We start from the raw sequence: 13,566 nt of genomic DNA on the forward strand, positions 1-13,566 counted from the left end.
GCGCGGTTAAGTTATGTATTTTATTCTTTTTTATGATAAAGTAAAAGAAGAGAAACAACTGACATAGCAATTGTCTAGGAGGAAACACTTTGACCGAGGAAAAAAATACGAATACTGAGAAAACGGCGAAGAAAAAAACCAATACGTACCTGGAATGGGGTAAAGCGATTGTCATCGCTGTTCTGCTGGCTCTCCTGATCCGTCACTTTTTGTTTGAACCGTATTTAGTTGAAGGTTCATCTATGTATCCCACATTACATGACGGAGAAAGGCTGTTTGTGAATAAAACAGTCAACTATATCGGCGAGCTGAAGCGCGGAGATATCGTTATTATCAACGGTGAAACTTCTAAAATCCATTATGTAAAAAGATTGATCGGAAAGCCTGGAGAAACCGTTCAAATGAAGGATGACACGCTTTATATAAACGGTAAAAAAGTAGCCGAGCCTTACTTGTCTAAAAACAAGAAGGAAGCAGAAAAACTTGGTGTCAGTCTGACAGGAGACTTTGGACCGGTTAAGGTTCCGAAAGGCAAATACTTTGTCATGGGAGATAACCGGCTGAATTCTATGGACAGCCGAAACGGGCTGGGACTGATCGCGGAAGATCGAATTGTCGGCACATCGAAGTTTGTCTTTTTCCCGTTTAACGAAATGCGTCAAACAAAATAAAAACGCCTTGCTGGCCTAGGACAGCAGGCGTTTTTATTTTGAAAAAGAAGCGACCAATGCAATGCATAAAACCGTGATGAACACTGAACCGATAATAGCTAGCACACTGAAGAAAAGGTGAACCTGTTTGTTCTCTTTTCCGCGCTTTTCTAAAAGCCGTTTAGAAAAAATGTGCGAAAATATGTAAATAAGGGCTATGCCTATATATAAGCCGATATCTTTGGCGGTAAAGCCTGTTACGGCAAGGTAAAAGCCCGTAAAAAAGATCAGTAAGCAATATTCAGTAAGTGTTAAAAGCCTCAACGTGTTCCTCCATGAGAGTGTGTAATTTTCCGAGCGGATGCATTCTCTCTCTTTAATTGTAACACAGCTGGCTGGTTTGGGTGTATAAGTGTTTTCTCTCTGTTTTATCATGGAATCATTTCTCTTGCCCTGCATTCATGGTATACTTTTATTGATGATAGACATGATGGAGGATAATAAATGATTGCTGTAAATAATGTAAGCTTGCGGTTTGCGGATCGCAAGTTATTTGAAGATGTTAATATTAAATTTACCCCAGGCAACTGCTATGGGTTAATTGGTGCAAACGGTGCCGGTAAATCAACGTTTCTAAAGGTGCTGTCAGGCGAAATCGAGCCTCAGACAGGCGACGTGCATATGAGTCCTGGCGAGCGTCTTGCCGTCTTGAAGCAGAACCATTTTGAGTACGAAGAGTATGAAGTGCTGAAAGTGGTCATTATGGGCCACAAACGCCTGTATGAAGTCATGCAGGAGAAAGACGCTATTTACATGAAGCCTGATTTCTCAGATGAGGATGGGATTCGTGCTGCTGAGCTAGAAGGTGAATTCGCGGAACTGAACGGTTGGGAAGCGGAAAGTGAAGCTGCGATCCTGTTAAAAGGCCTTGGTATCTCAGAAGATCTACACACAAAAAAGATGGCAGACCTCGGCGGTTCGGAGAAGGTAAAAGTTCTCTTGGCACAGGCATTATTCGGCAAGCCGGATGTTCTGCTGCTCGATGAGCCAACGAACCACCTGGACCTTCAGGCAATCCAGTGGCTTGAAGAGTTTCTAATTAACTTTGAAAACACAGTTATTGTCGTGTCCCATGACCGTCACTTCTTAAATAAAGTATGTACGCATATTGCCGACCTTGATTTTAACAAAATTCAAATCTATGTCGGAAACTATGATTTCTGGTACGAGTCAAGCCAGCTGGCGTTAAAGCTTTCTCAAGAAGCGAACAAGAAAAAAGAAGAGCAGATTAAACAGCTTCAAGAGTTTGTCGCTAGATTCAGCGCCAATGCGTCTAAATCTAAGCAGGCTACATCAAGAAAGAAACTTCTTGAAAAAATCACGCTGGATGATATTAAACCGTCTTCCCGCCGCTATCCTTATGTTAACTTCACGCCGGAACGGGAAATCGGAAATGATGTTCTTCGCGTGGAAGGTTTAACAAAAACAATCGATGGCATAAAGGTGCTTGACAATGTCAGCTTTATTATGAATCGAGAAGATAAAATTGCTTTCACTGGCCGAAACGAACTTGCTGTGACTACGCTGTTTAAAATCATTTCCGGGGAAATGGAAGCTGACAGCGGAACGTTTAAATGGGGTGTTACCACATCTCAAGCGTATTTTCCAAAAGACAACAGCGAATATTTCGAAGGCAGTGATCTGAACCTTGTAGACTGGCTTCGCCAATATTCTCCGCACGACCAAAGTGAGAGCTTTTTACGCGGTTTCTTAGGACGCATGCTGTTCTCTGGAGAGGAAGTCCACAAAAAAGCAAACGTACTCTCCGGGGGAGAAAAGGTCCGCTGTATGCTGTCGAAAGCGATGCTTTCTGGCGCCAATATTTTAATTTTGGATGAGCCGACCAACCATTTAGACCTAGAATCCATTACAGCGCTCAATAACGGCTTAATCAGCTTTAAAGGCGCTATGCTGTTTACTTCCCATGACCATCAGTTTGTGCAGACCATTGCCAACAGAATTATAGAAATTACACCTAACGGCATCGTCGATAAGCAAATGAGCTATGACGAGTTCCTTGAAAATGCTGATGTGCAGAAAAAATTGACTGAACTATACGCGGAATAAAAAAAGCAGAGATTTCTCTGCTTTTTTTGATACCTAAATATGAAAGGAGATCACAACATGAAATTTTTGGTTGTCGGAGCAGGTGGAGTAGGCGGGTATATTGGCGCACGGCTTTCGGAGAAAGGAAATGATGTGACATTTCTTGTGCGCCAAAAAAGAGCTGAGCAGCTGAAAGAAACCGGGCTTGTCATCCATAGTGAAAAAGGGAATGTATCATTTCAGCCCGAACTAATCAGTGCAGGAGAAACAGGGCAATTTGATGTCGTTATCATTGCTTCTAAAGCATACTCGCTTGGCCAAGTGATAGACGATGTCAAACCATTTATCCATCAGGAATCTGTCATGATCCCTTTCTTAAATGGGTACCGCCACTATGAGCAGCTATTTGCGGCATTTTCAAAAGAACAGGTGCTGGGCGGCCTGTGTTTTATAGAAAGTGCTTTAGACAACAAAGGAGAAATTCATCATACGAGCGCATCGCATCGTTTTGTATTTGGAGAATGGAACGGCGAGCGTACGGAGCGAATAAGAGCGCTTGAAGAGGCATTTTCAGGTGTGAAGGCTGAAGTCATCATTAGCGGGCATATCGAGAAGGACATTTGGAAAAAGTATCTCTTTATTGCAGCGCAAGCGGGGATCACAACGTTATTTCAACGACCGCTTGGCCCAATCCTCGCCACAGAAGCCGGACGTCACACGGCCCAAACTCTTATTGGGGAAATTTGCGCTGTTTTACGAAAAGAAGGTGTTCCGGCTGATCCGGATCTTGAGGAAGAGAGCTTTCGTACGATGACCAGCATGTCTTACCATATGAAGTCCTCCATGCTTCGGGATATGGAAAACGGCCAAACGACAGAAGGCGACCACCTGCATGGATTTTTGCTTGAAAAAGCAAAACGTTTATCTCTCGCAGCACCAGTATTAGAAACCGTTTATGCGAATCTGCAAATGTATGAAGCAGAAAAATAAAAAAAGGAGGCGGAAAAGCCTCCTTTTATTTGCTTAAAAAGCCCAATTTCCGTTTCTGAAGATAGGCTCTCTTTTTCCGTCTGCCGTAATTCCGTCAATATTCATATCCTTAGAACCGATCATAAAGTCCACGTGTGTAATGCTTTCATTTAGGCCTTCTTTGACAAGCTCTTCACGAGACATCTGCTTTCCGCCTTCAATATTAAAGGCATAGGCGCTTCCGATCGCCAAATGATTTGACGCGTTTTCATCAAACAGCGTGTTATAGAAAAGAATGTTTGATTGTGATATAGGTGAATCGTAAGGAACAAGTGCCACTTCACCTAAATAGTGAGAACCTTCATCTGTTTCCACCAGTTCTTTTAAAATATCCTCACCTTTTTCAGCTTTAATGTCGACTATACGGCCATTTTCAAACGTCAGGGTGAAATTTTCAATAATATTTCCGCCGTAGCTTAATGGTTTTGTGCTTGATACCACTCCGTCAACCCCGTCTTTTTGCGGCAGCGTGAACACTTCTTCTGTCGGCATATTGGCCATAAACTCATGGCCGCTTTCATTCACGCTTCCCGCACCTGCCCAAACATGCTTCCTAGGCAGCTTAATTGTTAAATCAGTTCCTTCAGCTTGATAATGTAAGGCAGCGTAATGTCTCTCGTTCAAATGGTCAACTTTTTCATGAAGATTTTGGTCATGATTGATCCACGCCTGAACCGGGTTGTCTTCATTTACGCGCGTCGCTTTAAAAATTTCTTCCCACAGAAGGTGGATCGCTTCCTCCTCTGATTTGCCAGGAAACACCTTGTGAGCCCAGCCTGCTGAAGCCGCACCTACGACAGTCCAGCTGACTTTGTCTGATTGAATATATTGTCTGTATGTATGTAATGCTTTGCCTGCTGCTTTTTGGAATGCCGCAATCCGTTTGGAATCTATACCTTTTAGCAAGTCTGGGTTTGACGACACAACAGAAATGAAAGCAGCTCCATTTTTGGCAAGCTCTTCTCTGCCTTTTGCTTCCCATTCAGGATATTCTTCAAATGATTCAAACGGCGCTAGTTCGTATTTTAATTTGGCGACTTCGTCATCCTGCCAATTCACGGTGACGTTTTTTGCGCCTTTTTCATATGCGTGTTTTACAATTAAACGGACAAAATCCCGAACGTCTGTTGAAGCATTTACGACTACATACTGGCCTTTTTGGACATTAACGCCGACTTCTACCGCCAGCTGTGCATATGTATTTAATTTCTGTGAAAATGAATCCATGAATCATTCCTCCAAGCTTTTTTCTCATCATATCAAATATGATCCTATAAAGGAAAGAAGGAGCCCAAAGTGAAAAACCCAAAACGACACGTCTTGGGTTTTTCAATATTATGGATGATTCAGTTTTACAGTGCCGCCTGCAGGCGAATGAGGCATATTTGCCAAAGAAATGCTCATGCCTCCAAGAATAATTCCGCTTAAAATGGCTGCGATCGCTACTCTTCTTCCTAAATCTCTTAGCATCTGTTTCCTCCTTAACGTTTCTCCATTTCCCACAATATGAAGGAAGTGAGGAAAAAAGAAGCAAGAAATTCGCCGCGTGTGAGAATTTTGCGGGTAAAGACTATTTAATTGCCTTTTGAAGCTTATCAATCACTTCTAAAGAACGGCCTGTGCCAATTGCTACAGATTCAAGCGGGTTTTGCGCCACGTGTACAGGCACGACAATCTCTTCTGTGAGCCATTCTTTAATTCCATTAAGGAGCGCGCCGCCGCCTGTTAAAATAACGCCGCGATCAACAATATCTCCGCTCAATTCAGGCGGACAGTCCTCAAGTGTCGCTCTGATGGCTTCAAGGATATGCAGGAGGGATTCACGCATTGCATCTTGAATTTCGTTGGATTGAAGCATAATGGTTTTTGGAAGACCTGTCACGAGGTCGCGTCCCCGAATTTCCATTGCCTCTGGTATATGTTCAATCAGAGCATGGCCAATTTCCATTTTTACCTGCTCAGCTGTGCGTTCGCCGATCAGCAAATTGTATTTTTTACGGACGAAAGAAACGATATCCTCATCAAGCTGGTCTCCGCCGATCCTGATAGAATGGCAGGAAACAACGCCGCCGAAGGAAATAATAGCGACCTCTGTCGTCCCTCCGCCGATATCTACTACCACATTGGCAACCGGCTCATCAACCGGTAAATCCGCTCCGATGGCGGCTGCGACTGGCTCTTCGATTAAATGAACGTTTTTCGCGCCGCAATTTTTCACCGCGTCACTGATGGCGCGGCGTTCTACTGCTGTTGAGCCTGACGGTGTGCAAACGACTACGTTCGGTTTTCTGAACGACATGCCGATGCTTTTTGCGGCTTTTTTCATAATGTGCTTTAACAGATCAGTTGTCATATCATAGTCTGCGATCACGCCATCTTTCATCGGTCTGACAGCGACAATTTTTCCCGGTGTTTTACCGATCATGTTTTTCGCGTCAGCTCCGATTGCAAGCACTGCTTTTGTCGTCGTATCCACTGCGACAACAGATGGTTCATTTAGGATAATCCCTTTATTTTTGCTGTAAACAAGTATATTAGCTGTTCCTAAGTCAATCCCGATTTCAGTTGATTGAAACATGTTTTCACCCAATCTCTATCCTAATTTAATATGATTCTACATTTAAAGTTTCTCAGAAATACTGCGATTTTTGGGGGTGTGCGTCGGTAAAGAAATGTTTTTGTAAAAAATCAAGGAACTGTGTAACAGAAGTAATACATTTTTCGGTTTTATGGAAAAAATATCTTGTAATTCTTATAGAAAGCGGGAAACTTTTTCAAAGTTTCATTCGTCTACGATATATTGAGGTACATCCTTAAAACATTACATGAGAAAAGAAACATTTAAAGGAAGAAGGGTTTTTATGAAATCAATAGGTGTTGTGAGAAAAGTAGATGAATTAGGCCGCATTGTCATGCCGATTGAGTTGAGACGGGCATTGGATATTGCCATAAAAGACAGCATTGAGTTTTTTGTTGACGGAGATAAAATTATCTTGAAAAAGTACAAACCTCATGGCGTTTGTTTAATGACTGGAGAAATCACTTCAGAAAATAAAGAATACGGCAACGGTAAAATTACGCTAAGCCCTGAGGGTGCACAGCTGCTTCTCGAAGAAATTCAAGCCGCTTTAAAAGAATAAAATCATGCTAAAAAAGGCGGAGCGATATCATCTCCGCCTTTTTTGCGTGCCAATTTTTGATTACCGCCGCCTAAGATAAGACATCAAGATATTTGGTAATGAATGATTTGGGATACTTTACATATTTTACTCAATTATTTGTCGAAGAATGGTACAATAAGTAGAGAAACACAAGCGGCAGGTGGTCATATGAGAAAATATCAAGCTCGTATCATTTCCATCATTTTGGCAATGATTTTTATAATGTTTTGGGATTATTTATTTTATTTTATAGGCAAAAACCCGATTAATTGGCCTGTTGATATTGTGTATACTGCAGTCACGCTGGTAAGTGTCTGGATGCTGGCTTATTATATTGATGAGAAACAGCAGCTGGTTAAGAAAATGAAGGATAACGAATGGAAGTATAAACAGCTTTCTGAAGAAAAAAACCGCATCATGGATAATTTGCAGGAAATCGTATTTCAAACGAATGCAAAAGGCGAAATTACATATTTAAACCAAGCGTGGGCATCAATAACCGGCTTTTCAATCAGTGAATGTATGGGAACAATGTATAACGATTACTTCATAAAAGAAAAGCATGTAGCCGACCACATTAACACCCAAATCCAAAACAAAGCGTCTTCTGGCATGTTTACGGCAAAATACGTGACAAAAAACGGCACGATTTTTTGGGGAGAAGTTCATTATAAACTTTACTATGATCGGGATGATCAATTTACAGGCAGCCTGGGTACAATGTCAGATATCACTGAGCGGAAAGAGGCTGAAGATGAGCTCATTGAGATTAATGAACGGCTGGCGAGGGAATCCCAGAAACTATCAATCACAAGTGAACTTGCCGCAGGTATTGCTCATGAGGTCAGAAACCCTTTAACATCTGTCAGCGGTTTCCTCCAGATTATGAAAACACAATATCCGGACAGAAAAGACTATTTTGACATCATCTTTTCAGAGATTAAAAGAATCGATTTAGTGCTCAGCGAGCTGCTGCTGCTTGCAAAACCGCAGGCAATCACATTTAAAACACACCAGCTTAATGAGATCTTGAAACAAGTCACGACATTGCTTGATACCAATGCAATTCTGTCTAATATCGTCATAGAGAAAAATTTCAAAGAGACAGATGGCTGTATGATTAATGGAGACGAAAATCAGCTGAAGCAGGTCTTTATCAACATCATTAAAAACGGAATTGAGGCAATGCCAAAGGGCGGTGTCGTAACCATTTCAACTGCTAAAACCGCCTCTCATGCAGTGATAAGCGTAAAGGATGAAGGAAACGGTATGCCGCAAGAAAAGCTGAAGCAGATTGGCAAACCTTTTTATTCAACAAAAGAAAAGGGCACTGGACTCGGACTTCCCATTTGTTTGAGAATCCTGAAGGAACATGACGGGGAATTGAAAATCGAAAGTGAAGCTGGAAAAGGCAGCGTCTTTCAAGTGGTTTTGCCTTTAAAATCAGACAGCTGAGAGGAGAAAAATAAAGTGAACTCGCTTCTGTTTGTATACGGGACATTAAGAAAGCATGAAAAAAACCATCATTTGCTGGCACAATCGGCATGTATCAATGAGCAGGCGAGAACAAAGGGAAGTTTGTTTGCTGCAAAAGAGGGGCCCACAGCTGTTTTAAATGGTGAAGGCTATATATACGGCGAAGTATATGAAGCAGATGAATTGTGTATACATAAGCTCGATCAATTTTTTCAAGGATATCATAAACAAACGGTGTTTGTAGTAACGGATGTCGGGATTAAAAATGCACTTATTTATTTTATGAACAAAGAAGGGTGTGCCGGTTTTACGAAAATAAGCAGCGGCGACTGGAAAGAACATCAGATGATCAGCAAATCGAAAAATCCCATTTATTATTTTGCCTATGGATCATGCATGGATAATGCCCGCTTTCAAAAAGCGGGAGTCGATCACTATTTTCAAGATCCAGTAGGAAGAGCTGTTTTAAAAGGATACACAACCCGCTTCACGCTAAAAAGGGATGACGGTTCAAGAGCGGACATGTTGGAAGATGGAGGAACAACAGAAGGCGTTTTATACCGTATTCCTTATTCTGCTCTCTCCTATCTATATAAAAGGGAGGGCGTCGAATCTCTTACGTATCGGCCGGCATTTGTAGACGTTGAAGCTGGTGGTAGGCACTATAAAGACTGCTTAACCTTTCTCGTTCTCCAAAAAGAAGCGGAAATTGCCCCGCCTCAGCACTATCAGATTGAAATCGAACGCGGAGCGGAGCTGTATTTGTCGCCTGAGTTTACTGAAAAGCTCAAGCGGCATATGAATTCGCTGCCAAAAGGATAACACTGTAACAAAAGAATATGATAAAATTTGATCAATATCATGTCATATAAAGGAGCACCACGATGAAAAAAGAATTTGCGGTAATTGGGCTGGGCCGTTTTGGTGGCAGTATTTGCAAAGCATTAAGCGAAGAAGGCGTCGAGGTTATGGCAATGGATATCGATGAAGATAAAGTCAACGAGTATGCCAAGATTGCATCTCACGCAGTTATCGGTGATTCGACAGACGAATCTGTCCTGAAAAATTTAGGCCTGCGAAATTTTGACCACGTTATTGTAGCAATCGGGGAAAATATTCAAGCGAGTATTTTAACGACACTCATTCTGAAAGAACTTGGCGTCCATACGATTACAGTTAAAGCGCAGAACGATTATCACGAAAAAGTGCTGTCTAAAATTGGTGCGGATCACATCGTCCACCCGGAACGCGATATGGCAAAACGAATTGCGCATAATATCGTGTCCAACAATGTACTTGACTATTTGGAGCTGTCTGAAGAGCATAGTCTTGTTGAAATCGTAGCTAACAGCCGCCTGGCTGGAAATACGCTTCTCGATTTAGATATTCGCGCAAAATACGGTATTAACATCGTAGCCATAAAAAGGGGCAAGGAAGTCATCGTATCACCGCTTGCAACCGAAGTCATCCACCAAGAAGATATACTCATTGTTATTGGATCAGTTACAGACATCTCCCGTTTCGAAAAAAGAGTTCTTCATACAAAATAGCAGCCAAATAAGCCGTCCTCAAAGGGCGGTTTTTCATATTATCAGAATATAACAACTTTAATGAACTGAGCGTCAATTTCTTAAAATTTCATTGACTAAGCACAGGCGTTCCGATAGCATATTGTACCATATAATAAAAAAGAGGAGGGGCCTATTTGAATAAAGAAGCGCTAGTCAATAGGCTGAATGCTTCAGCCAAAAGACAAAAAGCTGATATCGTCATTAAGAACGGAAAAATCATGGACGTATATAATCAAGAATGGATATATGAAGATATTGCGATTACAGATGGAGTTATTGTAGGCCTCGGTGAGTATGAAGGCGAAAATATCATTGATGCAGAGGGACAAATGATTGTTCCGGGTTTTATTGATGGACATGTACATATTGAGTCATCAATGGTTACACCGATTGAGTTCGCTAAAGCAGTGTTGCCTCATGGCGTGACGACGGTTGTTACAGATCCTCATGAGATCGCGAATGTGTCTGGTGAAAGAGGGATTGTGTTTATGCTTAAACAAGCTCGGCATACACCGCTGAATATCCATTTTATGCTTCCTTCCAGTGTGCCTGCCGCAAGTTTTGAGCGATCAGGCGCAATTCTCAAAGCTGCCGATCTCAAGTCTTTTTATGAAGAAGAAGAAGTATTAGGGCTGGCTGAAGTTATGGATTATGTGTCGGTTCATCAGGCTGAAGAAGACATGGTTCAGAAACTGCTCGATGCCCGTGTTGCAGGAAAAAGGATAGACGGTCATTTAGCTGGTTTATCAACAGACCTCATTAACATTTACAGAACCGCATTTGTCTTAAACGACCATGAAGTAACATCGAAGGAAGAAGCCCTTGATCGTATCAGAAGAGGCATGTATGTCATGATGCGTGAAGGATCAGTCGCCAAAAACACGCTCAATGTGCTGCCGGCGGTAAATGAAAAGAACGCACGCCGGTTCTTTTTCTGTACGGATGATAAGCATGTGGATGATTTATTGTCAGAGGGAAGTGTAAACCATCAGGTAAAAATGGCGATTCAAGCCGGACTTAATCCGTTTTTAGCCTATCAGCTAGGAAGCCTCAATGCAGCCGAATGCTACGGATTAGATACAAAGGGAGCGATTGCCCCGGGTTTTGACGCTGATTTGCTCTTTGTATCTGATCTGGAAAATGTCACTGTCACAATGACGATGGTAAAAGGGCAGACTGTTGCTGAAGACAGCAAAGCGGTCTATCAGGATCATGCTTCAACTGCAGCACCAGATCAGGCACTGCTTGATTCTGTTAAGCTTGCTGCTCCTCTTAACAAACAGGATTTTCATATGCCAATCAATTCAGAGCAGCAGATCAATGCCATTCAAATCATACCAAATCAGCTTGAAACACGATTAGTACAAGTTCCGGCTCCTGATGCCCGTGAATTTGAGCCTGACACTGAGCTTGATTTGTTAAAGATTGCAGTTGTCGAGCGGCATAAAGGATTAAAAGAAACCGGACTTGGTGTTGTGAAAGGTTTTGGATTCAAGAGCGGAGCGATTGCCACAACCATTTCACACGACTCCCATAATATTATTGCCGTCGGAACGGATGATGAGGATATCGCAGCGGCAGTTAATAAGCTGCAGGAAATTGGCGGAGGATTAACGATTATAAAAAATGGGGAAGAGCTCCATTCAGTACCGCTGCCGATTGCAGGGTTATTATCCGACCAATCTGCAGAGCAAGTGAATCAAAGCTTGCTGACGCTGCATGATAAATTGCCGTTAATCGGTTTCACAGGCGGATTTAATCCATTTTTGACATTGTCGTTTTTAGCGTTGCCTGTCATTCCTGATATTAAAATGACGACTAAGGGATTATTCGATGTAAAATCATTTCAACACATATCACTGCAATAAAAAGAGGCACTCCCTTAGGGAGTGCCTCTTTTTTTAAACCTCCATAATGATCGGCAGGATCATTGGACGGCGCTTTGTTTTTTCGTACAAGAAAGGCGCAAGAGTGTCTGTAATCTCGTTTTTGATTTCAGACCATTGAGTCGTTTTTCGTTCCATTACTTTTTGTAAGTGATTTGAAATGAGCTCTTGAGCGTCGTTGATCAAGTCGCCAGATTCTCTCATGTACACAAATCCTCTGGAAATCAAATCTGGACCCGCTGAAATCTTGAAGTCGTCCATGTCAATGCTGACAACAACGATGACAAGTCCTTCTTCAGAGAGAATTCTGCGATCACGAAGTACGATATTGCCAATATCACCGATACCGCTTCCGTCAATGTACACTGAACCGGACGGGATTTTTCCTGCAACTGAAGCCTCATCGCCTTTAAGCGCTAATACTTCACCATTATCCATGATAAAGCAGTTTTCCTCTGGGATGCCACAATCTGTTGCAAGCTTGACATGCATCTTTTGCATTCTGTACTCACCGTGAATCGGCATGAAGAATTTAGGCTTGATTAAACGAAGCATCAGCTTCTGTTCTTCCTGTCCGCCGTGACCGGATGTATGGATATCGTTAAGAGGGCCGTGAATAACCTCAGCACCCGCACGATACAGCTGGTTGATTGTTCGACTCACGCTGATTGTGTTGCCTGGAATAGGGGATGAAGAAAATACGACTGTATCCCCAGGATTGATTGAAATTTGGCGGTGTGTGCCGTTTGCAATTCTTGATAACGCCGCCATTGGTTCCCCTTGGCTTCCTGTACATAAAATTGTTACTTTATTAGCAGGCATACGATTGATTTCGTTATGCTCAATAAACGTATTTTTAGGACAGTTAATATAACCGAGTGTCTGTCCAATTTCGATAGCCGATTCCATACTGCGTCCAAATACGGCAACTTTTCTTCCATTTTGTACAGCAGCTTCAATTACCTGCTGCAAGCGGTGAATATTCGACGCAAATGTAGCGAAGATAATTCGGCCGTCCACCTTGCGGAAAATGTCATGAATGCTTTCTCCTACACGGCGCTCAGACATGGTAAACTCCGGATTTTCACTGTTTGTGCTGTCTGAAAGAAGGCACAAAACGCCTTCTTTACCGATTTCGGCCATTTTCGTTAAGTTTGCCGGCTCGCCGACTGGAGTAAAATCGAATTTGAAATCCCCAGTATGTACGATGTTTCCGGGCGGCGTTTTTACAACAATGCCGTAGGAATCCGGAATACTGTGTGTTGTTCTGAAGAATGACACAGCCGTTTTGCGGAACTTTACAATATCATCCTCGCCGATAATGTTCAGTTTCGTCTGTCTCAATAAACCATGCTCTTCAAGTTTATTCCGAAGTAAGCCGATCGCGAGTTTTCCGCCGTATACAGGAATATTCACTTGTCTGAGCAGGTATGGAATACCGCCGATGTGGTCTTCGTGCCCGTGGGTGATAAAAAGCCCTTTAATTTTATCTTCGTTTTTGACTAAATACGTATAATCAGGGATGACGTAGTCAATTCCGAGCAGTTCGTCCTCGGGAAACTTGATCCCCGCATCAATCAGCACAATTTCATCCTGGAATTGCACCGCGTACGTATTTTTACCGATTTCGCCCAAACCTCCGAGGGCGAAAACAGCAGTCTGATCATTTTTTACAAATTTCATACCG

General features: G+C 42.3%; 13 protein-coding genes. 8 read left to right on the plus strand and 5 right to left on the minus strand.

Annotated features, from left to right (window positions below; translation table 11 throughout):
* The first annotated feature begins 89 nt into the window (after positions 1-89).
* Positions 90-671 (plus strand): signal peptidase I sipT, encoded by a 582-nt coding sequence (sipT, locus tag AC0OMU_RS04400; RefSeq protein ID WP_003232348.1) that lies wholly within the window; start codon positions 90-92, stop codon positions 669-671.
* A gap of 33 nt (positions 672-704) precedes the next feature.
* On the opposite strand, the gene AC0OMU_RS04405 is transcribed toward sipT, so the two are convergent.
* Positions 705-974, minus strand: a complete 270-nt coding sequence (locus AC0OMU_RS04405) for a hypothetical protein (protein ID WP_003232345.1) — start codon at positions 972-974, stop codon at positions 705-707.
* A 180-nt stretch (positions 975-1,154) separates the two neighbouring features.
* On the opposite strand from AC0OMU_RS04405, the gene AC0OMU_RS04410 reads away from it, so the two are divergent.
* Positions 1,155-2,777, plus strand: coding sequence for an ATP-binding cassette domain-containing protein (locus AC0OMU_RS04410; RefSeq protein ID WP_327830076.1), 1,623 nt, complete (start codon positions 1,155-1,157; stop codon positions 2,775-2,777).
* 57 nt (positions 2,778-2,834) lie between these two features.
* Positions 2,835-3,746, plus strand: coding sequence for a ketopantoate reductase family protein (locus tag AC0OMU_RS04415; protein ID WP_251218379.1), 912 nt, complete (start codon positions 2,835-2,837; stop codon positions 3,744-3,746).
* 33 nt (positions 3,747-3,779) lie between these two features.
* Here the strand turns inward: AC0OMU_RS04415 and AC0OMU_RS04420 are convergent, their stop codons facing one another.
* The 3 genes from AC0OMU_RS04420 to mreBH form a co-directional block, all read right to left on the minus strand.
* Positions 3,780-5,012 carry an aminopeptidase gene (locus AC0OMU_RS04420; RefSeq protein WP_181219086.1) on the minus strand — a complete coding sequence of 411 codons (1,233 nt, stop codon included), beginning with the start codon at positions 5,010-5,012 and terminating at the stop codon, positions 3,780-3,782.
* Between the two features lie 108 nt (positions 5,013-5,120).
* Positions 5,121-5,255: a protein YkpC gene (locus AC0OMU_RS04425; RefSeq protein ID WP_003238865.1), complete on the minus strand. Its 135-nt coding sequence runs from the start codon at positions 5,253-5,255 to the stop codon at positions 5,121-5,123.
* 100 nt (positions 5,256-5,355) lie between these two features.
* Positions 5,356-6,363, minus strand: coding sequence for a cell shape-determining protein MreBH (mreBH, locus tag AC0OMU_RS04430; protein ID WP_003245743.1), 1,008 nt, complete (start codon positions 6,361-6,363; stop codon positions 5,356-5,358).
* 283 nt (positions 6,364-6,646) lie between these two features.
* Between mreBH and abhA the strand changes: the two genes are divergently transcribed.
* From abhA to ade, 5 genes are all read left to right on the plus strand, one after another.
* Entirely contained in the window at positions 6,647-6,925 is a 279-nt protein-coding gene (abhA, locus tag AC0OMU_RS04435; protein WP_003244728.1) for a transcriptional regulator AbhA, read from the plus strand.
* A gap of 189 nt (positions 6,926-7,114) precedes the next feature.
* The gene (gene kinC / locus AC0OMU_RS04440) at positions 7,115-8,401 is read left to right on the plus strand and encodes a two-component sensor histidine kinase KinC (RefSeq protein WP_003232333.1); all 1,287 of its coding nucleotides are present in this window, start codon (positions 7,115-7,117) and stop codon (positions 8,399-8,401) included.
* A gap of 15 nt (positions 8,402-8,416) precedes the next feature.
* A complete protein-coding gene (locus AC0OMU_RS04445) occupies positions 8,417-9,244 on the plus strand; it encodes a gamma-glutamylcyclotransferase family protein (RefSeq protein ID WP_309529626.1) in 828 nt (275 codons plus the stop codon).
* 62 nt (positions 9,245-9,306) lie between these two features.
* Complete coding sequence (ktrC, locus tag AC0OMU_RS04450; RefSeq protein ID WP_003222311.1) at positions 9,307-9,972, plus strand: Ktr system potassium transporter KtrC; 666 nt, start codon at positions 9,307-9,309, stop codon at positions 9,970-9,972.
* 155 nt (positions 9,973-10,127) lie between these two features.
* The gene (ade, locus tag AC0OMU_RS04455; RefSeq protein WP_474240933.1) at positions 10,128-11,861 is read left to right on the plus strand and encodes an adenine deaminase; all 1,734 of its coding nucleotides are present in this window, start codon (positions 10,128-10,130) and stop codon (positions 11,859-11,861) included.
* 33 nt (positions 11,862-11,894) lie between these two features.
* Here ade and rnjA read toward each other — a convergent pair whose 3' ends face one another.
* Positions 11,895-13,562, minus strand: a complete 1,668-nt coding sequence (gene rnjA / locus AC0OMU_RS04460) for a ribonuclease J1 (protein WP_003245660.1) — start codon at positions 13,560-13,562, stop codon at positions 11,895-11,897.
* Between the last annotated feature and the right edge of the window lie 4 nt (positions 13,563-13,566).

The sequence above is a fragment of the Bacillus sp. FAU18 genome (genome assembly GCF_056033885.1).